The sequence below is a fragment of the Bacillus sp. N6 genome (genome assembly GCF_052805735.1).
Genome location: NZ_CM127843.1, coordinates 3700417 through 3724807 on the forward strand (window position 1 = coordinate 3700417; position 24391 = coordinate 3724807).

Genomic DNA, 24391 nt, shown 5'->3' on the forward strand with positions numbered 1-24391 from the left:
TTTTATTCTACGCTTGTTTCTAAAGCTACATCCGTATAGGTATTATCATTACCTATATTTAAAATTACTTCACATTGACGCAATCTCAATTCAAAGAGCATGATAGAATCATGATAGATTTCAGGATTTGATTTCATCTTATGTAATATCTCTTGTTTTTCTTGTATTTCTAAATGCGTGTTTTCTACAGCTTGCTTTAAGGAGTTAAATGGATTCCTAAAGAATATATTAATATCTCGCTCTTGTGTGTTTTCAAACAGCTCAAATTGCAAGAAAAATTTCTTCATAATAGAAGCCGTTACCTCAGTATAATCTTCATTTTCTACATACTGTTTGTATTTGTTATATAGCATAGATTTATTTTTAGGAAGAACTCCAAATAATTTACCGGCACTTTTCAGTAAAAATTGTGCTGGCGTAAATCGACGTAAAATATTTACTTCATCCATTTGTATTCTAGTCGTCATCCTGTCAGTATCTCTGCGCCAGTCATCAAGCACTTTAAAGTCACATTCTAACTGTATTCTATTTTCTCCAAATAGTGAATTAAGCCCTTCACTAAGTTCTTCTAAATACGTTTGGCTTTGAAGAAGCTCATTATTAGAAGTTGCAATCCAATTTTGCATAGAAAGAGCAAGATTAGGTAGTACAGTTTGTTCTAAATATTTATGCACTCTTTCATTCATTGCTTTATTTAGTTCCGTATCCATGTGCCCGAAATCACTTTCTTCACTAATTATATTAGAACAACTCTTTAATATCTTCGGGATATTTTCAGTAAGATCATTCGTAATTTCAGTCTTCATTGAACGATATGATTGTGTAATGAAATGAATTTTTTCCCTCTCAAATGCAGTAAGGTTATTAATGCTACCGTTTAGTTTCACTAGCATATCTTCATTCCAATTAATAGCATCCACTAGATTGTTTTCTTTCTCAACACGTTTATCCAAAAGATATGTAATTGTTTTTCGAATGAAATATAATAACTTTTCAGTACGTTCTGCATCGATATGTTTATGATTAAAGTTAAAATGAATAAACTCAGTTAAATCATTTAATTGTTGACTACTTGTATATAACGAAGAATAAGGGAAAATTCTCGCATGTGGGAAATATGTGTTTATTCTCGCTGCCGTATCATGTAATACCCTTTTTACTTCTGCTTCACTGTAAATGTTATCGATTTTATTTAATAAGAAATGAATTTGTAAATTTGGCGTATGTTCTTGAATACTTAATAGAATGTCACGTTCTTTATCAGTAAAAGGTGAATCCGCATTCAATACGAACAGTAATTCGTCTACAGAATTTAAATATTCGAATATCTCATCTCTAGTGTCGTTATTCCTATTAAAGCCAGGTGTCACTACAAATGTAAGTTTATTTTCATTTAAAAATCTGCATGGTAATTTAAATTCAACACATGCTCTATCTCTATATGTTTGATGGTGCTGGGACATCATATTATGGTAATCAGAGACATCTTCCGTTGTTGTAATTGCTGAGTCTGTTATGGCGTTTATTTCTATATGAGCATCATTTTTTAAAACTACTACATTTGAAATTGATTTTTCTAATATATTTTCTCCTAATATAGAGTTAATAAATGTAGTTTTTCCGTTTCCTGAAGTTCCCGTTACTAAAATACGATTTGTTCTTAAATCTGCGAGCTCGTCAACTAGCCATTTAAACCGGTGACCTATTTCTATATTGTGCTTTTGTGCCCATTGTGTAATAGATTCAAAAAGGTGTAAGCTGTACTCTAAGCCATTTACATGATTAATAGAATGTGACAGTAAGTTTTCCGCATGTTCTATATTTGCTGAATCTATTTTGGAAGGGAAAATCTCATCCCATGCCAATACAGCTGCAGATGGAAATACAGCATAAGATGGATTGACTACCTTTAACCAATTTGCTAACAGATTTGGTATGATATCGTTTAATTGTCTAAGCGTATATTGACCTTGAATTAATGCAAAGTACGTTTCTTCGTAAAGAGCAGAAACTTTGTTCCATATATCGGACGAATGTATTTCAATATGTAAGAAAAATTCATTTATTGTGTTAAGCCACAATAAGTAATTTTTTTCATTTTTATAACTGTTCCAGAGTGATGAAACCATTTGCGTAAATTGTACTTGATCTACATTATTTAATGTAGCTAATGCATCATAAAAATAGTCTGGTGAAATATGTTTAGTAAACCCTTTATCGATATATCCTTTTAACACCTCAAACCAAGGATACGATTCTATGCGAATTAACTCATTCACAGCAAGCTCTACTGCACTATCAAAATCTTGCTGTTCCTCATAAAAGGAACGGGCAATTTTTGTGACATTCGGATAATCAGGATTTAAAGAAACTGCTTCTTTAATAACACCGAAAGCTGAGTCAAAATTATTTTGCTCAATGTAAAGAGAAAGTAATTGTAGTCTAATTTCGGTCATCAATATTTTATTATCAGTGGTAATAGAAGTATAAATATTTTCAGCAAATGATAACTGATTAAGTTCGAAATAAGCATCCGCAATATTTTTTTGTGCCCATGGTGCTAATTCATTACTAACCTTCTCCCATTTAAAAATAGCTGCTTCAAAATCTTGATGACGATAATAAAATTCACCTTGTGCAAAACGAATATAAGACCCATCAGAAATCTCATTTTTTTCTTCGTTTACATAAGCTTGTCCAAGTACGTCAAGAGTTGGTTTTGTTTCATTCTCCATTAGGAATGTTTCATAATACATCTTTTTTATTAATTGTTTTTCTAATCTCATCTTTTCCCCCACTATATCTTGAAAATACATTTTTAAGATATATCAATACTTTTTGTATGTATGCTTTTTATCTTAACAAAGAATATCTTTTGGAAAATTTCATTTTCCTTTCATTTTTCAAGTTAGATTGAATTTTTATGAGAAAAGTTTCAGTTTTTTTTCAATTCCCTTTCAGTTATGAAACAGCATTAAATGTTCCTAATAACCTAATAACACTATAATATTCCACATTATATTATCAGGAAAATCCCATATAAACCATATTATAAAAACAATCTATATTGAATTTATATACATAATTCACTGTGCTGTCAAACAAAAAAAACAATAAGAGCCAACAGCTATTCATACCATTTCTTTCTCAAATTGTTTTCCTTTAAAATGTTTCAGTAGTTATGTAATTAAATTCCATTAACCTATATAAATAACTAGTCCAAAAAATATCTATATGCATATCATGTTATAGTAAAGAATTTAGGAGATCCTAAAAGGAGGCATTTTCATGTTTGAAGATAAATCTAAAATAAATTACCCATATGAATTTACTGAAACTACAACAGTTCCTCTAAAGAACCCCATTGACAAAAAATTCAAGAACGGGACAGGTACACATAACTTTCCAATTAAGAAGCACTATAAAGAGCAAGTTCTATACACTGAAAAAATCAATAATAATAAAAATAAATAATTGTATAGATCCTTATAACAATTAGCCAAATAAGAAGCAACATTTGGCCATGCATAGTTATTTGGTTAGTAATGTAGAAATCTTTATTATACAATTCATGCACCTTTTAAAAAGTGCTGTATACAGCGCTTTTTTATACATAGATAAATTTAAGCTAACGCAACCAAGAAATAAACTGCAAAATTACTCCACCTTATTTTCGTTTAACAATTAAATCTACATATTAAAAGGGAGCAACAGTAAATGTTGCTCCCTTTTGAAAAGTAATTTTATTCACTCTACATAACCCTCTTAAACATCTTTTCCAACTCATAAGTAGAATGATGCACAAGAATCGGTCTTCCGTGTGGGCATGTGTATGGGTTTGTTGTTGTACGTAATTCTTCCAGTAAGGCAAATATTTGATCGTTCGTTAAATATTGATTCGCTTTAATGGACGCTTTACAGCTCATCATGATGGCTGCTTCTTCACGTAACTTTTTAATATCAACTTTTTTTAGTTTAACAACTTGCTCCATCATTTCATCGATAATTTCTGTTTCTTGTCCTTTCGGGAACCATGTTGGATGCGAGCGGACGATAAAGGATTGATGGCCGAATTGTTCTAAAAATAGCCCGACTTTTTTTAGTTCTTCTAACTGTTCTTCGACACGTAAAAATTCAGTAAGAGATAGATCAATACGGTACGGTACAAGTAACTCTTGTACTTCTTGCGCTACCCTTCCTACTTTATCACGGAAGTATTCATAATTAATACGTTCCTGCGCGGCATGCTGGTCAATCATATATAAGCCTTTATCATTTTGAGCGAAAATATATGTTCCATGCATTTGTCCAATTGGATAAAGTGGTGGTAAGTCATTCCCGTTCATTTCAATCTCTTTTATTTCCCGAACTTCTTCTTCTAATTCCTCTAGTTCAAAGTCCTCTTCATTACTGTCCCACGATTTCTCTTCTTGAATTGGTTCTTCGATTATCGGTTTAGTGGATGGTTGCCAACTTTGCTCTTCTCTTATGAGCGACTGTGGTGGTTGCCATTCTTGTTTCGGCGGTTGCCAAAGCTGCGCTGGCTGTTTCACAGCCTGCGGTTCTTCTTGTTTTGCATCCATGCCAGTTGGTAAAACAATGTCCGGCATAGATGGTTCTTTCGGCTTCGCATGCTCAAACTGGAACTGTTCTTGCACACTTTCGTCTTTTTCTTTTTTCTTCGTTGTTACGCCTGCATCTGGAATAAGCTGTATTTTTTTAAATGCAGCTTGCAATGTTTCTTCGATCAGCTTTAGCAATTCTTGTTCTTTACTAAAACGAACCTCTAACTTCGCTGGATGTACGTTAACGTCAACTAGCATTGGATCCATTTCAATCGATAAGAAGCCAATTGGATACCGGCCGACTGGCAGTAATGTATGGTATCCTTGCTGAATCGCTTTCATTAGTACAAAGTTTCGAACGTAACGACCATTTACGATCGTTGACATATAATTACGAGATGCTCTCGTTACTTCTGGTAATGTTACATAGCCTTTAATTGTAAAGTCTAAAGATTCAGCTTCAATTGGAACAAGCTTCTTCGCAACTTGAATACTGTAAATCGATGCAAGTACTTGTCTTACATCACCGTTACCTGATGTATGAAGCAATTTCTTTTCATTATGAAACAGTTTTAACGATACTTCTGGATGTGACATTGCAATACGATACACGATATCTGTAATATTCCCGAGCTCCGTATGAATGGTTTTCATATATTTAAGACGCGCTGGTGTATTAAAGAATAAGTTTTGTACTGTAATATCTGTTCCTTTTCGGCTCGCAGTTTTCTCTTGTTTTATAATGTCTCCACCTTTAATTATGAGGTGTGTACCAGGCGCATCACCTGTGCTAGTAATTAATTCTAATTCACTAACAGAGGCAATACTCGGCAATGCCTCACCGCGGAAACCGAGTGTTCTTATGCGAAACAGATCGTTTTCATCTTTAATTTTACTCGTCGCATGGCGTTCAAAAGCGACGATACAGTCTTCTTCTGCAATACCATCACCGTTATCAATGATACGAATTTTCAATAACCCAGCTTCTTCTAAGTGGATTTCAATAGATGTACTATTCGCATCGATAGAATTTTCCACAAGTTCTTTTACGACTGAAGCAGGGCGCTCTACTACTTCCCCTGCCGCAATTAAGTTAGAGAGTTGGTCATCGAGTTTGCGAATTTTCCCCATCTACTTACTCATCCTTTCTTTAACTTCTTCTGTAAGCGATACAATTCGTTCATCGCTTCTAAAGGTGTCATATCAAGTAAATCAATTTTTTTAATTTGCGCAAGTACTGCGCTTTCTTTTTGATCAAGCACAGGCTTGTCTTGTTTTTTTGAAGATTGGTCTCCTCCAAAGAAAGATAGTTGTGACTCTTCTTCAGTCTCTTCTTTCTTTTCTTGTATTTCTGCCGTTTCTTCTTTTACAACTACAGGTTCTGGAACAACTACAGGTTCTGGAACAACTTCTTGTACCTTTACTTCTACACGCTTTGGAATAATAATTTCTTCCTGTCCTTCTAGTTGTGCTAACACTTCTTTCGCGCGGGCGATTAAGCTATCTGGAAGCTCTGCAAGTTGCGCAACGTGAATTCCGTAACTTTTATCAGCTGCTCCATCTTGAATTTTATGAAGGAATACTACTTTTCCATTCTCTTCAATTGCTGAAACGTGTACATTTTTCAGTTGATCTAAACTCTCTTCTAACACAGTCAATTCGTGATAATGCGTAGAGAATAACGTTTTTGCACCAATTTGGTCATGAATATGTTCAATAATTGCTTGTGCAAGTGCCATACCATCATACGTAGATGTACCTCGTCCAATTTCATCGAATAAAATTAAACTTCTTTCTGATGCGTTTGCAATTGCATTTTTCGCTTCTAACATTTCGACCATAAATGTACTTTGACCTGATATTAAATCATCCGCTGCACCAATTCTCGTAAAGATTTGATCAAATACAGGTAATACTGCTTCTGTTGCTGGTACGAAACAACCGATTTGCGACATAACAGTTACAAGTGCTAATTGTCTCATATACGTACTTTTACCAGACATGTTCGGTCCTGTAATTAAAAAGACATCCATCTTCTCTGGCATAATACAATCATTCGGTACATACAATTTCCCGTTCAATACTTTTTCAACGACAGGATGACGACCATCTTTAATAAAGATTTCACGCTTCGTTGTTAGTACAGGTTTTACAAACTGTTCTTCTTCACTAACTGTCGCAAAACTTTGCAGTACGTCTAATTCACTAATTACTTTTGCTAAATGTTGTAATTTCGGAATAAATACTTTTACTTCTTCACGAAGCGCTGTAAATAAATCGTATTCTAGTTGTACAATTTTTTCTTCTGCTTCTAAAATTAACGTTTCTTTTTCTTTCAGTTCATCTGTAATGAAACGTTCAGCATTAGCAAGCGTTTGTTTTCGTTCGTAGCGGCCTTCTGGAAGTGCTGCAAGATTCGCCTTCGTCACTTCAATGTAGTAGCCGAAAATACGGTTGTACCCGATTTTTAACGATTTAACTCCTGTAATATCACGCTCTCGTTTTTCAAGCTCAGCGATCCACGTTTTTCCGTTTTTACTAACGTAACGATATTGATCAAGCTTGTCATTATAACCGTCTTTAATAATATCTCCATCTTTAATAGAAAGCGGTGGGTTTTCTTGAATACTTCTTCCTAGTAATTCAGTTAAGCTCTCACATGGATCCGCTCCTTGAATTAACCTTGCTGCATAAGCATTATCTAACAAACTAATCGCTTCTAAAATAGCTGGCACTTGAAGTAAAGATCGTCTTAACTGTAATAAGTCCCTTGCATTGACATTACCAAATGCAACTTTTCCTGCTAAACGTTCTAAATCATATACTTCTTTTAATTTTTCTTTTAAATCTTCACGTAAAAAGTAATCATTTACAAATGTTTCAACCATTTCTAAACGCTCTTCAACTTTTTCTTTCTGAATAAGTGGACGTTCCATCCACTGTTTTAACATACGACCACCCATAGCTGTTTTTGTTTTATCCAATAGCCATAATAATGATCCTGTTTTTTCTTTCGTTCGAAGTGTTTCCGTCAGCTCTAAATTTCGCTTTGAATGCACATCAATTTTCATAAATTGATTCGTATAATAAATTTCTACAGGTTGTAAATGATCTAATGAACGTTTTTGCGTTCTTATCACATAGTTAAATAAGCGTCCAATTGCTTTAATTAACTTTGCTTGCGAAACATTTTTCACAAGATGTTCTAATCCTTCAGGAATTGCCGTTGCATCTTCATATGAAATTGTCATTTTTAACGTTTCAGTTAATTTATTTAATTCATCTTTAGAAAATGAAGAATCTACAACAATTTCTTTCGAACCAGTTGCATACACTTCCAATAAAATATCTTCCACTGAACCAGTCAATAACGTTACTGTATTTTGTCCAGTCGTTAAATCATTACAAGCTAAAGCATATGATCCATCTTCAAAATGTGTTAATGCGGCTAAGAAGTTGTTTTCTTTCTCATCAATTGTACGCCCTTCCATCATCGTTCCTGGCGTAATTAGTTGTACTACTTCACGGCGCACTACACCTTTAGCTGTTTTTGGATCTTCCACTTGCTCACAAACAGCAACTTTATATCCTTTTTCAACAAGTTGTTCAATATAGTTTTTAGCTGCATGATGGGGTACACCGCACATCGGTATACGATCACTACTGCCACCATCTCGGCTCGTTAATGTAATCTCAAGCTCATGAGCTGCTTTAACGGCATCTTCAAAGAACATTTCATAAAAATCGCCTAATCGGAAAAATAAAAAGGCATCTTGATAGTCTGCCTTAACCTTTAAATATTGCTGTATCATAGGGGTATATTGCGTCATACTTTTCCTCCATAATTCTTACATAGTAATCAATTTTCATATATGTCACATTTCACGGACATCCATATCTCCTATTTCAGGAGTCTATCTTCATTATAACATATTTCATAAAGAATCATGTTCATTCAGCGCCACTTATGTAAAGTAAAAAGCTAGGAAGAACTTCTCCCTAGCTTTCTATTACTCTTCTTCTGCATCAACGATAAAGTTCGGATCTAATTCTTCAAATTCATCATCAGCAATTTGGAAATCATCATCTGATTCTACGCAGCCTTCAGGATTTACACTTACACAAATTTTCGTTTCTCCAACTACTTCTGTTACAAATTCACGTTCTACAGTTACAACAATTTTATTACCGTTTGGTGATACCAGCGCTTCTAAACAATTTGGTGGCTGAATAACACGAGCAATAATTTCTAAATCGTCACCAGAAAAGTTTTTATCACGATAACCAATGCTGACTTCGTCCGTGTAGTTCACGCGTTCTGTTACAACTTCAGTCTTTGTATTTCCATCAAATGAATACCAAGTGTTCACATCATAGAAACCTTCAATTTCCACATGCTTCCCATTCTTTCTTGCTTCGTACGAGTGGTTAATTACCCAGCACCCTAAAATACTTGTTGGTTCATTATTCGATTCACATGTATGCGTTGACTTTGTATACTTACGTCCTTTTCCAACCACTGCTTTTGTAATAATCTCTCTAAATTCGGACATTCGTAACCCTCCTCAATCACTATTCACTTAATCATATGCGTGACAATAGCGGAATGTGTCATTCTTTTTTTGAGAAGAACTTACGTTTAATCAACTAAAAAAAAGAGATGTCAATATGACATCTCTTTAACAACCACAATTTCCTTTTTTACTTTCTACCGCTGCGCCAGTTTCACCCTTAAGTACATCGCCACCAGTTGAAATTAATATTTCATCTGTTACGTTGTTAGAAATTGTACTAGCAACTAACTGTAATAAGTCATTTACATATGTTTGTGAAGATTTAAATTCTTGTACAACTGGAATACTGTCTAACTTATCTTGCAATGCATCAATTTCAGCTTCTACCTTTTTTAAAGCTTCCCATTTCCCGTAATGTTGCAAGTTTACTGCTTGTTTTTGCAGTGCTTTAATTTCATCGATTGCGCGCTTTACATTTTCATTTTTATGAATTTGCGCCTCTGCTTTCTTAAAAAAATCAACCTCTTCTGTTTCAGAAATCATTTTTGCTAATTCTTTCGCTTGTTCAACAATGTCATCTTTCGAATATACTTTCATCTATTATTTCACCTCAATCGGCTCTTCAACTAATTCCCCGTTAAGAGACCAAGTTTTTGCTTCCGTTACTTTTACTTTCACAAGCTGACCAATTAAAGATTTTGAAGCGACGAAGTTTACAAGTTTATTCGTACGAGTATAACCTGCAAGTACTTCCGGATTATTTTTACTTTCCCCATCAACTAACACTTCTACAATTTGACCTTTATAACGACTATTCTTTTCAATTGCCAACGTATTTACTAGTGTATTTAAGCGTTGAAGACGTTCTTTCTTTACTTCCATCGGTACATTATCTTTCATTTTTGCAGCTGGTGTACCTTCGCGAGGAGAATAAATAAATGTAAAGGCAGTATCAAATCCTACTTCACGATATAACGACATCGTTTCTTCAAATTGCTCATCTGTTTCATTTGGGAAACCAACGATAATATCTGTTGTTAATACTGCATCTGGAATTGCTTCTTTAATTTTTCTTACAAGTTCTAAATAATGCTCACGCGAATATTTACGCGCCATAATTTTCAACATATCTGTACTTCCAGATTGAACTGGTAAATGGATATGTTCTACTAGGTTGCCACCTTTGCCAAGTACTTCAATTAAGTGATCATCGAAATCACGTGGATGGCTCGTTGTAAAACGAATACGGGCTATATCAACTTTACGAAGTTCGTCCATTAAATCACCAAGACCGTATTTTACATCTTCAAAATCTTTACCATATGCATTTACGTTCTGTCCAAGTAATGTAATTTCTTTATAACCATTCGCAGCTAAGTGACGAATCTCTTGGATAATATCTTCTGGACGTCTACTTCGCTCTTTTCCTCGTGTATACGGTACAATACAATACGTACAGAACTTATCACAGCCATACATAATATTTACCCAAGCTTTAATATCACCACGACGTACTTTCGGAAGGTTTTCAATTACGTCCCCTTCTTTTGACCAAACTTCAACTACCGTTTCCTTCGAGAACATTGCATCTTTTAGAATGTACGGTAATCTATGAATATTATGCGTTCCAAACACCATATCTACATGCTGATTTTTTTGCATAATTTTATTTACAACAGATTCTTCTTGAGACATACAACCACATACACCAATTAAAAGGTCCGGATTTCTTCGTTTGAGTGACTTTAAATGGCCTAGTTCACCAAACACTTTATTTTCAGCATTTTCACGAATCGCACAAGTATTTAATAAAACTACATCTGCATCCTCAGTTGAAAAAGTTGGTTCATATCCAAGCGTTGTGAAAATACCTGCCATTACTTCCGTATCATGCTCATTCATTTGACAACCATATGTACGAATATAGAACTTTCTTCCTGTACCAAAATTACGAAACTCTTCAGGTAAGCCAAAATCCCGTTCAATTTTAACTTCTTCTTTCCCTCGCTTTTTCGCATCCTTTAAGGAAGGTGGTTGATATACACTTTCAAAGTATTTACTATAATCTTTCTCTTCTTTTTTCGTAGAGGAATTTGCTTGTTGACTTGCTAATCGTTGTTGCTCGTTCATCGGTAATCTCCTTTCACCCTTAACTATACACACTCTATAGTCCATTTTAATGCGCTTAGACTCACCTCAAAAATGGTTAGATAGCTTGGAGATAACTTGTCCTTTGAAACTTGAGTAATCAATCTAATCATTCATAAGAATGAAGTCTTCCCCACGCAAATAGACATTCCCTTTTTATTATTTCTTGTTGTCCTACCCAAAAGCATATTGCTTTATCCCTATAAACATTACCATAGTATGACGTGTTTCGCCAATTTTAACAATCCAGAGTCCCTTTATTATCTTACATTTCATAAGCAATGAACTTGCCATTTTCATACAACGATTTACATATTATTTTACCATTCTGAATTTTCTAAGTAAATAAAACTACCCTATATTTTTTGCACATAAAAAAGGTTGCCAAATCGGCAACCTCCTCTTCTTACATTACATAAATTCAGCAACAAGCTCATCAAACATTTTCTGATCCATATTTAAATCAGATTTCACTAAAGGCTCTTCACTATAGCCTTTAACAAGTTCTTGATATGATGGTTGCTTAGTATTTTGATAAATCAAACCTGTTACTAAACCGTTATTTTCCATTAACGTTTGCATAGCCATCATGCGATTAGATGGATCATATCCCTCTACTGTGCTTAGTTTCGTTAAGTTCTCTTTAAACCAATCGTAAGTATTTACTTTATTATAAGTAACACATGGACTGAATACGTTAATTAATGAAAATCCTTTATGGTTAATACCAGCTTCAATAATTTGTGTTAATTCTTTTAAATCACTCGAAAAGCTTTGCGCCACAAATGTCGCACCAGCTGTTAAAGCCATTTCCATTACATTTAGTGATGGTTCAATTGAACCTTGTGGTGTGCTTTTCGTTTTAAATCCCGCTTCACTACGTGGTGAAGTTTGCCCTTTTGTTAACCCGTAAATTTGGTTATCCATTACGATGTACGTAATGTCGATATTACGACGAATAGAATGGATTGTATGTCCCATACCAATCGCAAATCCATCACCGTCACCACCTGAAGCGATAACTGTTAAATCACGATTTGCCATTTTCACACCTTGTGCAATTGGAAGGGCACGACCATGAATACTATGCACACCATATGAATTAATATAACCTGAAATACGGCCTGAACAGCCGATACCAGAAATAACAGCAAGTTCATCTGGATTTAAGCCAACGTTAGCTGCTGCACGTTGAATTGCAGCTTGCACTGAGAAGTCTCCGCAACCTGGGCACCAGTTTGGCTTTACACTGTTACGAAAGTCCTTAAATGTTGCCATTTAATACAACCCCTTTTTTGCATTCGTTGTAAATCTCTTTCGGCAAGAATGGGTTTCCATCATATTTTAAAAGACTAGAAATTTTCTCACCATTACCAAGATTCATTTTCATAATGTTAGCAAGTTGACCTGTTGCATTGTTTTCTACTACTACAACACGCTTCGCCTTTTTCACAAGTGGATCGATTTCAGCTGTTGGGAACGGGTGAATTAAACGCACATGAGCATGGTTTACTTTCATACCCTCTTGTTCTAAACGCGTCATTGCCTCTTCGATCGCACCACGAGTTGAGTTAAATCCAACAAGCAATACGTCTGCTTCTTCATGCTTAACATTTTTATAAACAGGGGTATTAAACTTCAAGTTCTCCATTTTACGGAAACGTTTGTCCATTTGATCTTTACGGTTTATTGCTGATTCCGATGGCTTTCCAGTTTCATCATGTTCTACACCTGTAACATGGTGAACACCATTTTTCATACCAGGTAAAACACGCGGCGAAACGCCGTCTTCAGTTACTTCATAACGCTTGAAGTATGCTTTATTTTCACGTTCTGGTAATTCTGCTTCTAAATCAAGCTTACCACGACGGATTTCCACTTTATCTAATTTAAGTGGTTCTACTGTTTGTTTTCCTAACGAAAGCTGTAAATCTGTTAAGAAAATAACAGGAACTTGATATTCTTCAGATAAGTTAAATGCTTCTACAATGTCATAGAAAGCTTCTTCAACTGTACTTGGCGCCATTACGATTTTTGGAATTTCACCATGCGTACCGTAAATCATCGCCATTAAGTCAGACTGTTCTTGTTTCGTTGGTAATCCCGTACTTGGACCACCACGTTGTGTATCAACAATTACTAATGGGGTTTCTGTAATACCTGCTAAACCGATTGCTTCCATCATTAATGACAGACCAGGACCAGCAGATGCAGTTAATGTACGAACACCAGCATAGTTTGCGCCGATTGCCATTGTACAAGCTGCAATTTCATCCTCAGTTTGGATTACTGTTCCGCCGACTTTCGGTAATTTTTTAATTAAGTATTCCATAATTTCTGATGCAGGTGTGATTGGGTATGCTGACATAAAACGAGCACCACCAGCTACCGCACCAAATGCGATTGCATCGTTTCCAATCATAAACATGCGTTTTTTACCATCAGCTTTTTCAAGCTGCATCATGTTTACTTTCTCGCCTAGTAATTCTTTCATATATTGAGAGCCGCGTTTAATTGCGTCCATATTCTTTTGAACGACTTGCTCTCCTTTACGACCAAAGATTTCTTCAACAACATCCAAATAAGCTGTTTCGTCTAATCCTAATACTGCACTTGATGCTCCTACAGCAACCATGTTTTTCATTAATGATGTGCCTAATTCTGAAGCAATATCTGTAAACGGTATCACATATAGATTTACATCTGTATTGTCGGGTATTGTTGGATTAAATTTCGCATCCGCAACTACAATTCCACCTGGACGTAGTTCGTGGAAGTTAAAATCAATTGTTTCTTGGTCAAAAGCAATTAAAATATCTAAATCATCTGAGATCGCGCGTACTTCTGTTGTACTTACACGAATTTTATTATTTGTATGGCCGCCTTTTATACGTGATGAGAAGTGGCGGTAACCGTATAGGTAATATCCTAATCGGTTTAATGCAATACAGAAGATTTCTCCTGTACTTTCAATTCCTTCACCTTGTTGGCCTCCAACTTTCCATGAAAGTTGACTAATCATCTCCTACACCCCTTTTGGCTGCATTCATTGTAGTGTATTTTTTTACAGTAATAGTTTAGCATTTTTTATGCAAATAAACTACAACGGACGCAAATTATGCCTCTTCTGATTTCCCTGAATCTTTAGTATAAAGCTATTTTGTTTTTCATTCTAGTATTAGGTCTTAAAAAAAGCAATAAAATCAAATGAATTAATTTTAATTTTTCTGAATTTTAAACCACAAACTTAAAAACTCATATGTTCAACAAAATTATCATATAAAAATCTTTCTACAGTAGATGCAGCATAGTATTTATAAAGCTCATTCATGACATTTTCATAATCTCCATAGGCAGATACATTGACAACCGTATCTACAATCCCATCAAAATCTGAACCAAACCCTATATTGTTTTCTCCACCTAGCGAGCAAATATATTCGATATGTTTTATGATATCAGTTATATTTGCTTGCCTTTCACTTGTTAGAAACTGCGGTACAAAAGTGACACCGATCATGCCATTTTTCTTTATAAGAGCTTTAAGTTGTTCATCGTTTAAATTACGTGGGTGCTCGCAAAGTTTCATACAATTTGAGTGGGAAGCAATAGGATTTTTTGCAATCTCTATAACATCCCAAAAACTTCTTTCATTTAGATGAGACACATCAGTCCATACATGTAGCGCATTCAGTTCTTGTACAACCTGTTTACCAAAATTCGTTAAACCCGCCCCACGTGTCTCTAGCGCACCATCAGCTAAGAGATTGGCATAATTCCATGTTAGTCCAAAAGAACGTACTCCTAGGCGATACAACAACCGTAATTTCATTGCTTCTTTTCCAATTGCTTCGCATCCTTCTAGTGTTAATATCGCTCCAACCTCGTCCTGTTTTAACATGTTAATATCATCTTTTGTCTGAATAAACTTTACACCTGGTAGGGATAAAATTTCATTATAAAAAATATCTACCATTTGTAATGCTGCTTCAAATCGGTTTTCATATGCCACTGTTTCTGGTACATATATAGCAAAACATTGTATACTTCCTTTTCTTCTCTTTAACTGTTCAAATGTAATATGTAATTGTGAATCATCGTTAAAATTCCTTTTCCCTTGTGCACTCCATAACTGAAGAAGCACGTCACAATGAGCATCAAAAATTTTCATTTTCATTCCTCCATTATAAAAACAACCTGTTTGCATACTGCAAACAGGTTGTTTAAAACTTAACGAGGTTCTACAATTAATTTTATTGCTGTACGCTCTTCGCCATCAATCATAATATCTGTAAACGCTGGGATACAAATCAGGTCCAAACCACTAGGCGCTACAAATCCTCTTGCGATTGCTACTGCCTTTACCGCTTGGTTCAATGCACCTGCACCAATAGCTTGAATTTCTGCTGTTCCGCGTTCGCGAATAACACCTGCAAGTGCACCAGCTACAGAATTAGGGACCGACGTTGCTTTAACTTTTAATATTTCCATTCCGCGTTTCCTCCTCGTTTCTTTAAAAAGTATTAGCAATTATTTCACTTTAACTTATATTCACGAGGAATGGCGCGTATTCCTGCTAAATTTTCGTAATTTTTCTAAAAAATTAAAATATAATAACTTATCTAAAATTTAACGGAAATTTACTCAAAAAATGGTTGATCGTCATTAATTAAAATGCGCTCAATTTTCTTTGCTTTTCCTGTATTTGGATCCACATCAATTAACACTGCACTTAATTGCGTTCTACCACTTGTTACTTCAAATCGTACCGGTAAGTTCGTTAAAAACTTCTTCAATACCGCTTCTCGGTCCATACCTAATATTCCATCATATGGCCCTGTCATCCCAACATCTGTAATATATGCCGTTCCGCTTGGTAAAATACGGTTATCCGCTGTAGGGACATGCGTATGCGTACCTACTACTGCTGTAGCACGTCCATCTACATACCAACCTAGCGCTTGTTTTTCACTTGTAGTCTCCGCATGGAAATCAACAAAGATAATATTCGTACGTTTTTTCGCAATATTAATTAATTCATCCACTTTACGGAATGGACAATCAATCGGAGGAAGGAAAGTACGTCCTTGTAAGTTAATAACTGCAACTTCTGTTCCATTACAGTTCACAAAGATAAGTCCTTTTCCTGGAGTTCCTTCTGGGAAGTTAGCTGGTCTTGCAAGATATTTTGCATCATCGATGAATTCAAATACTTCACGATTATCCCAAGCATGGTTTCCAAGTGTAACTGCTTGCGCCCCACACTCTAAAAAGTTTCGATATATTTTTTCTGTAATCCCACGGCCACCTGCTGCGTTTTCTCCATTAATGATTGTTACTGTAGGTGTATATTTTTTCTTTAATGCCGGTACGTATTGTTGAATCATACCTCTACCAGGAGATCCTACTACATCCCCAACAAATAATATTCTCATATGTCTTACCCTTTCTATGTACTGCATTTTTTATTGCTATAGCATTAAGGAAATTCCTTATAATATGTTTATTATAAGTTTGTTTCACTTTTACGCTATATAACTAACTGTCTTTATTTTATCCAATTCCAACACAAAAAAATAAAGTGGTGTTTCACCACTTTATTTTGCGTATTCCACTGCACGTGTTTCACGAATAACAGTTACTTTAATATGTCCTGGGTAATCCAGTTCATTTTCAATACGTTTTCGGATATCACGAGCTAAACGATGAGCTTCTAAATCATCGATTGTATCTGGTTTTACCAAAATACGAACTTCACGTCCTGCTTGAATTGCAAATGATTTTTCAACGCCTTCATAAGACTCTGAAATCTCTTCTAACTTTTCAAGACGACGAATGTAGTTTTCAAGCGTTTCACTACGAGCTCCCGGTCTTGCAGCTGATAAAGCATCTGCTGCTGCAACTAAAACTGCAATGATAGAAGTTGGTTCTGTGTCACCATGGTGAGATGCGATACTGTTTATAACTACAGGATGCTCTTTATATTTCGTTGCGAGTTCAACACCAATTTCAACGTGGCTACCTTCTACTTCATGGTCAATCGCTTTTCCGATATCATGTAATAGACCAGCACGTCTTGCTAGTTTTTCATCCTCGCCAAGCTCTGCTGCCATAAGTCCAGTTAAATATGCAACTTCCATAGAGTGTTTTAAGACGTTTTGTCCATAACTTGTACGGTATTTTAAACGACCTAAAATTTTAATTAAATCTGGGTGTAATCCATGAACACCCACTTCAAACGTTGTTTGCTCTCCGACTTCGCGAATATACTCGTCCACTTCACGTCTTGATTTTTCGACCATCTCTTCAATACGCGCTGGGTGAATACGTCCGTCCTGTACTAGTTTATCAAGAGCGATACGAGCTGTTTCACGACGAATTGGATCGAATCCAGAAAGGATTACCGCCTCTGGTGTATCATCGATAATTAAGTCAATACCCGTTAACGTTTCTAACGTACGAATATTACGACCTTCACGCCCGATAATACGTCCCTTCATTTCGTCATTTGGAAGATTTACAACCGAAACGGTTGTTTCAGCAACATGATCAGCTGCACATCTTTGCATTGCAAGAGATAAAATCTCTTTTGCTTTCTTATCCGCTTCTTCTTTCGCGCGAACTTCACTTTCTTTTACCATAACAGCGATTTCATGAGAAACTTCATTTTCTACTTTACCAAGAATAATTGCTTTCGCTTGTTCGCGTGTCAGATTGGAAATGCGCTCTAATTCTGTTTGTTGCTTTTGAACTAACTCTCCCACTTTGCTTTCCAACTCTTCAATCTGTTGTTGTCTCGCTACAAGAGAATCCTCTTTCTTCTCTAACTGCTGCTCGCGTTTATCGAGCGTTTCGTCTTTACGATCAAGGTTCTCTTCTTTTTGCATTAAACGATTTTCTTGTTTTTGTAATTCGCTTCTACGGTCACGAATTTCTAATTCAGCTTCTGTACGAAGTGTATGAATTTCATCCTTTGCTTCTAAAAGCGCTTCTTTCTTAAGTGCTTCAGCCTCACGATTCGCTTCGTCTAGAATACGTTTCGCTTCATTAGCCGCACCATTAATCTTCGCTTCAGCAATAGACTTTCGAACAAAAAAGCCAACAACTGCACCGACTGTTGTTGCAAGCAAAATGGAGATGAGTATCCAAACTGTACTACTCATGATTTCACCTCCCCTTGCTATGAATGAAAAAAGACTGTCGGCATGTACATTAAATTACAACATACAGCAAAGACCGTCGTCCCGCTTTTTTAAGGGACTTTCTTCATTTCACAATTAAAATGTCATATTATTATTTCGGTAAGTTTTAAACCTTACTCCGAATATTACTTCTCTTCTTGAGAAGAGTATATCGTATATAAGAAAAAATATACATTCTCATTGTATCTATCGTAATTTTCATTGTCAAGCGTTGTCTACTTTTACTTTCTTTACCTTCAGTCCTGAATGTTATCTGAATTTGAAAAATTGATAGCATATTATCCTGGAAAACCTTAGTAAATACCATTTTATTCCCTTAAAACGCATGAATATTCCTCTTTACACATCCCATTTGAGTCAAAAAAATATTTTAATCACTACGATAGATACCCCTTTAATAGAAGGTAAAAAAATAAAAGACACGGGACCCGTGTCTTTTATTTTTTAATCTTGAAGAGTTGAATCTTCCGTGTCTTCCACACCAGAATCTTCACCAATTCCGTGATGATCACGAACAAAGAAGGCAATTTCCTCTCTTAAGTCCGTATTCTCTTTTAAGAATTGCTTCGAATTTTCACGACCTTGTCCTAAACGTTCTTCATTATAAGAATACCAAGCACCGCTCTTTTGAACGATATCAAGCTCAGAAGCCATATCCAAGATTTCACCTTCTCTTGAAATACCTTCTCCGTACATAATATCAACTTCAGCAACACGGAATGGTGGCGCTACTTTATTTTTCACTACTTTTACTTTTGTTTTATTACCAACGATGTCGTTACCTTGCTTTAATTGCTCCGCACGACGCACTTCAAGACGAACAGTTGAATAGAATTTCAACGCACGACCACCCGGAGTTGTTTCTGGCACTATCTATAGATTTTCCATCTCTATAGTCTGGACTATCTCTTCATCTCTTTACAGAGAGCCTTGCACTTCCAGCAGTAGCCTATCATCTGCCGTACCCTACTCAGTTAACTAAAAGTCCTTTTCGGTAGTCTCTACACCTTCCCCATATCACTATGGAGCTTGGCACGGTATTACCCTAAATAATGGTGGGCTTCACCGTTAGCAACTATATGGATAGTTACACCCTTAGGCAATAAGGTTCACAAGGTTTTTTAACATGCTATCACTAGCAAGGGAAACCCATGGTAAACTCCTTAATCTTTTCGATTAAGCAACTTGTAGTTGATTTCCGAACATAACCCCAACTTTTTCACGAATTTGGTTGATAAAGATTGCAATTGTTTTTGATTTGTTGATTGCTCCTGAAAGCTTACGAAGTGCTTGTGACATTAAACGTGCTTGTAAACCTACGTGTGAGTCACCCATGTCTCCTTCAATCTCTGCTTTCGGTACAAGAGCTGCTACAGAGTCAATTACGATAATGTCAACCGCACCACTTCGTACAAGTGCTTCTGCGATTTCTAATCCTTGCTCCCCTGTATCAGGCTGTGATAATAGTAATTCATCTATGTTAACGCCTAATTTTTGTGCATATACAGGATCCATTGCGTGCTCCGCATCGATGAATGCTGCTTGTCCACCTTGACGTTGTACTTCTGCAATTGCATGTAATGAAACTGTCGTTTTACCTGAACTTTCAGGTCCGTAAATTTCGATAATACGGCCACGTGGGTATCCGCCTACCCCTAGCGCCACATCAAGTGCTAAAGAACCACTTGAAATTGTAGAAATTCTACGTTCCGCTTGTTCTCCTAATTTCATAATTGAACCTTTACCGAATTGCTTCTCTATTTGTTTTAACGCCATATCTAATGCCGCTTGACGATCACTCATTCAAAATTCCTCCTTAACTGAATTGCTAATCTTATTATACCTATTTTCAATTCAATTTGCCAACAAAAATCGAACATTTATTCGATTTTTTATTTTCCATCACACAAATACGGAATTTAACTATAAAAAAAGCTAGAAGAGACTTATATCTCTTCTAGCTTTTTATATAAATGATAAAATCCATATTTTGCTGATCGTTCTCTAATTTGTTGACGACTTCCACTTAAATTAAGAGGAACGACTGCAGTTTGTTCACCTTTAATCGCTAATCCAACAAATACTGTTCCTGGCTCTTTCTGTTCTGAAGCATCTGGCCCTGCTACCCCAGTGAAACTAATTCCGATATCCGCTTTTAATAAATCCTTAACATTTTCAGCAAGATAACGAGCACATTCCTTACTAACTGCACCATCAGTATGCAATACTTCTTCAGGCACACGTAAAACATGTTGCTTCACATCATTATGATAACAAATGACACCGCCCTTAAATACAGAAGAAACACCAGCATTTTCAGTTACTTGATTTCCAAAAAGACCACCTGTTAAACTTTCTGCACATGCTAAAGTTAACCCTTTTCTCTTCAATAACTCGATTGCCTTATAATGCAAAAATTCTTGGTCATATCCGTAGAAAAATTCTCCTACTCTTTCTAAAATCAAATCTTCCACATGTTGAATTAGTTTCTCCGCTTCGCTAACATTTTGATGCTTAGCAGTTAAACGTAATGTCACTTCTCCATCATTTGCTAGCGGGGCAATTGTTGGGTTTGTTTGTCCATCAATTAAATCTTGAACTTTCACCTCTAATTGGGACTCCCCAATACCGAAGAAACGAAGCACACGTGAATAAATGTTTTCTCCTGTTGTAAAATTACGTAAAAAAGGCTCTACGTAACTTACATACATTGGTTTCATTTCTTTTGGCGGCCCTGGTAATAAAATATAAACTTTTCCGTTCTTATTTACCCCCATACCCGGCGCCATACCGTGGTCATTTGCAAATACTGTTGCTCCATTTAAAACGAGCGCTTGCTTTTTATTATTCTCCGTAAATTCACGGCCTGTACGCTTAAAGTAATTACTTATTAAGGCTAATGCCTTTTCATCATACACAAGCTTTTCATCTAAACTAGTCGCTATTGTTTCTTTCGTTAAATCATCTTTTGTCGGTCCCAACCCACCTGTAAAAATAAGGATATCAGCACGTTCTTCCGCAGCTTCAATTGCCTTTTGCAGTCGCTTATTATTATCACCAACAACAGTATGATAGTACACGTTAATTCCAATTGAAGCCAACTTTTCAGATAAAAACTGGGCATTTGTATTTGCAATTTGTCCAAGTAATAATTCAGTTCCAACCGCAATAATCTCAGCATTCATCCCAATTCCCCCATAAACTTCTATTTTGAGTTTACAAATGCAGCTCTATTTTTCCAGAAATAATCCCATCCTGAAATAACAGTAAAGATTAATGCAATCCATATGAAGATATCCGCAACTGGAATATGGATTAAATTTAAAGGTACATCGTGTAATAAATATGCTGCAATCGCAATAATTTGTGTCCATGTCTTAATTTTCCCTAGCTGATTTGCCGCAACTACTTCCCCTGTTCCAGCAAGTACAAGACGTAAACCTGTTACAGCAAACTCACGACTGATAATTACAATAACAATCCAAGCCGGTACATATCGCATCTCTACCAATGTAATAAGTGCTGCTGAAACAAGTAATTTATCAGCTAACGGATCAAGAAACTTTCCTAAGTTCGTTACAAGATTATACTTCCTTGCGTAATGTCCATCAATCCAATCTGTAGCTGAAGCAACGATAAAGATAAGTGCCCCCACTAAATGTTGAATTGGTAAATCAACATCACCAATTGTGTATGAACCCCAATTAAAGGGCGCTAACATAATTACCATGAAAATTGGAATTAAGAAGATTCTAGATATTGTAATTTTATTTGGTAAATTCACAGCTATTCCTCCATCATATCAAAAACATTTGTTCATTGAAAAAAGTCATCGAAGCGATGACTGTTATTGTGCAGGTTGCCCTATCCCTTGGTTTTTTATCACCAATCTTTGGTGAAGTTCTTTTTCTGGGTCCAATGGGAAAGCAACCACTTGGCCATTCAGTTTAACTTCAACATTCGTTGCATTTCCAATATTAAGTCGTACTTCTTTTAATGTTGATACATCACGTTTTTCTGTTTGACCACCTTGTACTGTAGTGTTTAAAATTTCGTTACCCGCATCATCTTTAACATCTACATAGCTTGTACCCTTCGCTATGATTTCCAATTCTAACGTTTTATTATTATGAATTTCCAAAGTAGATACCTTACCAGTTGTTCCAACTACTTTCACTTCTTGCTGTCCCGTTGGTGGTGCTGGTTGCTCTTCTTTCTTTGGTTCTTCTTTCTTTGGTTCCTCTTTTTTTGGCTCTTCCGCTTTCGCTTCATCTTTCTTCGTATCTAACGGAGAATCTTTTGCTTTTTGAACTTCAATTTTCTCACTTTGAGCACTCGGAACTTTTTCATCATCTTTTCCAGTTAACGCTTGAAACACAAACCAGATTACCACTCCAACTGCGATTACTAACAACGCAACTAAGATTTTCGGCATGTGATCTGCAATTGGCCATGATGAAGATTTTTGCATTGTTTCTTGTGTTTTTTGTCCCGTTGATACTTGTGGAACTTCACGCTTTTCAGATTGTGGTATCGTACTCTGATGTTCTACAAGTAGTTCCTCTCCATTTAATCCAACCGCATCTGCGTATTGTTTAATGAATGCACGCGCATAAAAAGCTCCTGGCAATACATCATAATTGCCTTCTTCAATTGCCACTAAATGGCGTTTTTGAATTTTTGTAATCTCATGCAGCTGATCAATAGTCAAGCCTTTCGCTTCTCTTGCTTCTTTCAGCTTTTGTCCCAATTCCGTCACTACTAACACCTCAATATTTCTTTAAAAGTCAAACATAGAGAAATTATTTTGCGTACCTTGCTCAATTTCATCTACTAAATTATATTGAATTTCTTCATCATAATCGTTGCGCAACTCGATAATATAATCAAAATCATCCAATGTGTATTCTGACTGACTCACAAATACATCAGGATGTTCTACAACTTTTGTTGCAGGCAATCTCATAATTTCACGAACGAGCTGCCAATGTCTTTCGTTAGCACGCTTCGTTGACACAATTCCATCTAGGATGAAAATATTGTCATCGCTATACTCATCTTCAATTAATTGACTACGAACAGTTTGCTTAATAAGAGTAGATGATACAAATAACCACCTTTTATTTGCACAAACACTTGCAGCAACAATGGATTCTGTTTTTCCGACACGAGGCATTCCGCGTATCCCAATTAGTTTATGGCCTTCTTTTTTCATAATTTCTGCCATAAAGTCTACAAGTAAGCCTAATTCATCACGCACAAATCGAAATGTTTTCTTATCATCTGCATCTCGTTGTATGTACCTACCATGCCTAACCGCTAGCTTATCTCTTAGCTTGGGCGGACGATATTTCGTTACCGTTATGTTATCCATCGTATTTAAAATTGATTCAAGTCTAGAGATTTGCTCTTGATTATCACACATAAGAAGTAACCCACGTCGTGCATTATCTACACCATTAATTGTGACAATATTAATGCCGAGCATACCGATTAACGAAGAAACGTCACCAAGCAAGCCAGGTCGGTTTTTATGTATTTCATATTCAAAATACCATTCAATCATCCAAGATCACTCCCCTTGCTTACTTTACACCTACGTACTATATTATATGATTTCACCTTAATAGGGAAGCTAAATGTATAATCTATCCTGTGTAATTATTATACAAAAAAAGTAGAGAGGAGAATTTCCTCTCTACTTTTACTTATGTTGTACAAACTTAACCATTAAGTTTGCAATGGTATGTTGCTCCTGTTCATCAGCAACTTTCCAAAGCTCAGCTAATAATTTCTCTTGGTCATTGCGTCCTTCTACTTCATTAGCAAGGTAGTCGCCAACACGAAATGCCATATCTGATACCGCACCGCCGTCTAAACCTTTTCCTTGCGCTTGCTCTAAACGATCTCCTAAAAAGCTCTTCCACTGATCAAAATTATCTAATACTGACATAATTAAGCA

18 protein-coding genes and 2 pseudogenes are annotated in these 24391 nt (G+C 35.8%); 1 reads left to right on the top strand and 19 read right to left on the bottom strand.

Features of this window, described 5'->3' with window-relative positions:
* Positions 1-2 precede the first annotated feature (2 nt).
* Positions 3-2786: a dynamin family protein gene (locus tag ACUXVC_RS18950; protein WP_095690300.1), complete on the bottom strand. Its 2784-nt coding sequence runs from the start codon at positions 2784-2786 to the stop codon at positions 3-5.
* Positions 2787-3288: 502 nt separating this feature from the next.
* On the opposite strand from ACUXVC_RS18950, the gene ACUXVC_RS18955 reads away from it, so the two are divergent.
* Positions 3289-3474: a hypothetical protein gene (locus ACUXVC_RS18955; RefSeq protein ID WP_000461138.1), complete on the top strand. Its 186-nt coding sequence runs from the start codon at positions 3289-3291 to the stop codon at positions 3472-3474.
* A 278-nt stretch (positions 3475-3752) separates the two neighbouring features.
* On the opposite strand, the gene mutL is transcribed toward ACUXVC_RS18955, so the two are convergent.
* The 18 genes and pseudogenes from mutL to ACUXVC_RS19045 form a co-directional block, all read right to left on the bottom strand.
* The gene (mutL, locus tag ACUXVC_RS18960; RefSeq protein ID WP_446025820.1) at positions 3753-5696 is read right to left on the bottom strand and encodes a DNA mismatch repair endonuclease MutL; all 1944 of its coding nucleotides are present in this window, start codon (positions 5694-5696) and stop codon (positions 3753-3755) included.
* 8 nt (positions 5697-5704) lie between these two features.
* Positions 5705-8395, bottom strand: coding sequence for a DNA mismatch repair protein MutS (mutS, locus tag ACUXVC_RS18965; RefSeq protein WP_446025821.1), 2691 nt, complete (start codon positions 8393-8395; stop codon positions 5705-5707).
* Positions 8396-8575: 180 nt separating this feature from the next.
* Complete coding sequence (gene cotE, locus ACUXVC_RS18970; RefSeq protein WP_001288799.1) at positions 8576-9118, bottom strand: outer spore coat protein CotE; 543 nt, start codon at positions 9116-9118, stop codon at positions 8576-8578.
* A gap of 126 nt (positions 9119-9244) precedes the next feature.
* Positions 9245-9676 (bottom strand): RicAFT regulatory complex protein RicA family protein, encoded by a 432-nt coding sequence (locus ACUXVC_RS18975; protein WP_000870460.1) that lies wholly within the window; start codon positions 9674-9676, stop codon positions 9245-9247.
* Positions 9677-9679: 3 nt separating this feature from the next.
* On the bottom strand, positions 9680-11209 hold the full coding sequence (miaB, locus tag ACUXVC_RS18980; RefSeq protein WP_001005393.1) for a tRNA (N6-isopentenyl adenosine(37)-C2)-methylthiotransferase MiaB: 1530 nt from the start codon (positions 11207-11209) through the stop codon (positions 9680-9682).
* 429 nt (positions 11210-11638) lie between these two features.
* Positions 11639-12505, bottom strand: a complete 867-nt coding sequence (locus ACUXVC_RS18985; protein WP_000190155.1) for a 2-oxoacid:ferredoxin oxidoreductase subunit beta — start codon at positions 12503-12505, stop codon at positions 11639-11641.
* Positions 12492-14249, bottom strand: coding sequence for a 2-oxoacid:acceptor oxidoreductase subunit alpha (locus tag ACUXVC_RS18990; RefSeq protein ID WP_000625417.1), 1758 nt, complete (start codon positions 14247-14249; stop codon positions 12492-12494). Before ACUXVC_RS18990 ends, ACUXVC_RS18985 begins: the two co-directional genes overlap by 14 nt.
* Before the next feature lie 225 nt (positions 14250-14474).
* Positions 14475-15398 (bottom strand): dipeptidase, encoded by a 924-nt coding sequence (locus ACUXVC_RS18995; RefSeq protein ID WP_000688047.1) that lies wholly within the window; start codon positions 15396-15398, stop codon positions 14475-14477.
* A gap of 59 nt (positions 15399-15457) precedes the next feature.
* Positions 15458-15718: a stage V sporulation protein SpoVS gene (spoVS, locus tag ACUXVC_RS19000; protein WP_000404341.1), complete on the bottom strand. Its 261-nt coding sequence runs from the start codon at positions 15716-15718 to the stop codon at positions 15458-15460.
* Positions 15719-15867: 149 nt separating this feature from the next.
* Positions 15868-16662 (bottom strand): TIGR00282 family metallophosphoesterase, encoded by a 795-nt coding sequence (locus ACUXVC_RS19005; RefSeq protein ID WP_001221097.1) that lies wholly within the window; start codon positions 16660-16662, stop codon positions 15868-15870.
* A 162-nt stretch (positions 16663-16824) separates the two neighbouring features.
* Positions 16825-18390 (bottom strand): ribonuclease Y, encoded by a 1566-nt coding sequence (gene rny / locus ACUXVC_RS19010; protein ID WP_000099769.1) that lies wholly within the window; start codon positions 18388-18390, stop codon positions 16825-16827.
* Between the two features lie 483 nt (positions 18391-18873).
* Positions 18874-19296, bottom strand: a pseudogene (locus ACUXVC_RS19015) (recombinase RecA); the annotation flags it as partial.
* A gap of 327 nt (positions 19297-19623) precedes the next feature.
* Positions 19624-20232 (bottom strand): annotated as a pseudogene (gene recA, locus ACUXVC_RS19020) (recombinase RecA); the annotation flags it as partial.
* 143 nt (positions 20233-20375) lie between these two features.
* The gene (locus tag ACUXVC_RS19025; protein WP_095690298.1) at positions 20376-21614 is read right to left on the bottom strand and encodes a competence/damage-inducible protein A; all 1239 of its coding nucleotides are present in this window, start codon (positions 21612-21614) and stop codon (positions 20376-20378) included.
* Positions 21615-21634: 20 nt separating this feature from the next.
* Positions 21635-22213 carry a CDP-diacylglycerol--glycerol-3-phosphate 3-phosphatidyltransferase gene (gene pgsA / locus ACUXVC_RS19030; RefSeq protein ID WP_001052977.1) on the bottom strand — a complete coding sequence of 193 codons (579 nt, stop codon included), beginning with the start codon at positions 22211-22213 and terminating at the stop codon, positions 21635-21637.
* Positions 22214-22276: 63 nt separating this feature from the next.
* Positions 22277-23188 (bottom strand): helix-turn-helix domain-containing protein, encoded by a 912-nt coding sequence (locus tag ACUXVC_RS19035; RefSeq protein WP_000137474.1) that lies wholly within the window; start codon positions 23186-23188, stop codon positions 22277-22279.
* Between the two features lie 21 nt (positions 23189-23209).
* Positions 23210-23995 (bottom strand): DUF3388 domain-containing protein, encoded by a 786-nt coding sequence (locus tag ACUXVC_RS19040; protein WP_000574107.1) that lies wholly within the window; start codon positions 23993-23995, stop codon positions 23210-23212.
* A gap of 138 nt (positions 23996-24133) precedes the next feature.
* Complete coding sequence (locus tag ACUXVC_RS19045) at positions 24134-24382, bottom strand: DUF3243 domain-containing protein (RefSeq protein WP_000114444.1); 249 nt, start codon at positions 24380-24382, stop codon at positions 24134-24136.
* Positions 24383-24391: the final 9 nt, after the last annotated feature.

Coding starts and splice junctions, on each gene's coding strand:
- miaB (WP_001005393.1), bottom strand. CDS start 11,209: ATGAACGAGCAACAACGATTAGCAAGTCAACAAGCAAATTCCTCTACG.
- ACUXVC_RS18985 (WP_000190155.1), bottom strand. CDS start 12,505: ATGGCAACATTTAAGGACTTTCGTAACAGTGTAAAGCCAAACTGGTGC.
- ACUXVC_RS18975 (WP_000870460.1), bottom strand. CDS start 9,676: ATGAAAGTATATTCGAAAGATGACATTGTTGAACAAGCGAAAGAATTA.
- ACUXVC_RS18955 (WP_000461138.1), top strand. CDS start 3,289: ATGTTTGAAGATAAATCTAAAATAAATTACCCATATGAATTTACTGAA.
- ACUXVC_RS18950 (WP_095690300.1), bottom strand. CDS start 2,786: ATGAGATTAGAAAAACAATTAATAAAAAAGATGTATTATGAAACATTC.
- rny (WP_000099769.1), bottom strand. CDS start 18,390: ATGAGTAGTACAGTTTGGATACTCATCTCCATTTTGCTTGCAACAACA.
- cotE (WP_001288799.1), bottom strand. CDS start 9,118: ATGTCCGAATTTAGAGAGATTATTACAAAAGCAGTGGTTGGAAAAGGA.
- ACUXVC_RS19040 (WP_000574107.1), bottom strand. CDS start 23,995: ATGATTGAATGGTATTTTGAATATGAAATACATAAAAACCGACCTGGC.
- ACUXVC_RS18995 (WP_000688047.1), bottom strand. CDS start 15,398: ATGAAAATTTTTGATGCTCATTGTGACGTGCTTCTTCAGTTATGGAGT.
- ACUXVC_RS19025 (WP_095690298.1), bottom strand. CDS start 21,614: ATGAATGCTGAGATTATTGCGGTTGGAACTGAATTATTACTTGGACAA.
- spoVS (WP_000404341.1), bottom strand. CDS start 15,718: ATGGAAATATTAAAAGTTAAAGCAACGTCGGTCCCTAATTCTGTAGCT.
- mutL (WP_446025820.1), bottom strand. CDS start 5,696: ATGGGGAAAATTCGCAAACTCGATGACCAACTCTCTAACTTAATTGCG.
- mutS (WP_446025821.1), bottom strand. CDS start 8,395: ATGACGCAATATACCCCTATGATACAGCAATATTTAAAGGTTAAGGCA.
- ACUXVC_RS19005 (WP_001221097.1), bottom strand. CDS start 16,662: ATGAGAATATTATTTGTTGGGGATGTAGTAGGATCTCCTGGTAGAGGT.
- ACUXVC_RS19045 (WP_000114444.1), bottom strand. CDS start 24,382: ATGTCAGTATTAGATAATTTTGATCAGTGGAAGAGCTTTTTAGGAGAT.
- ACUXVC_RS18990 (WP_000625417.1), bottom strand. CDS start 14,249: ATGATTAGTCAACTTTCATGGAAAGTTGGAGGCCAACAAGGTGAAGGA.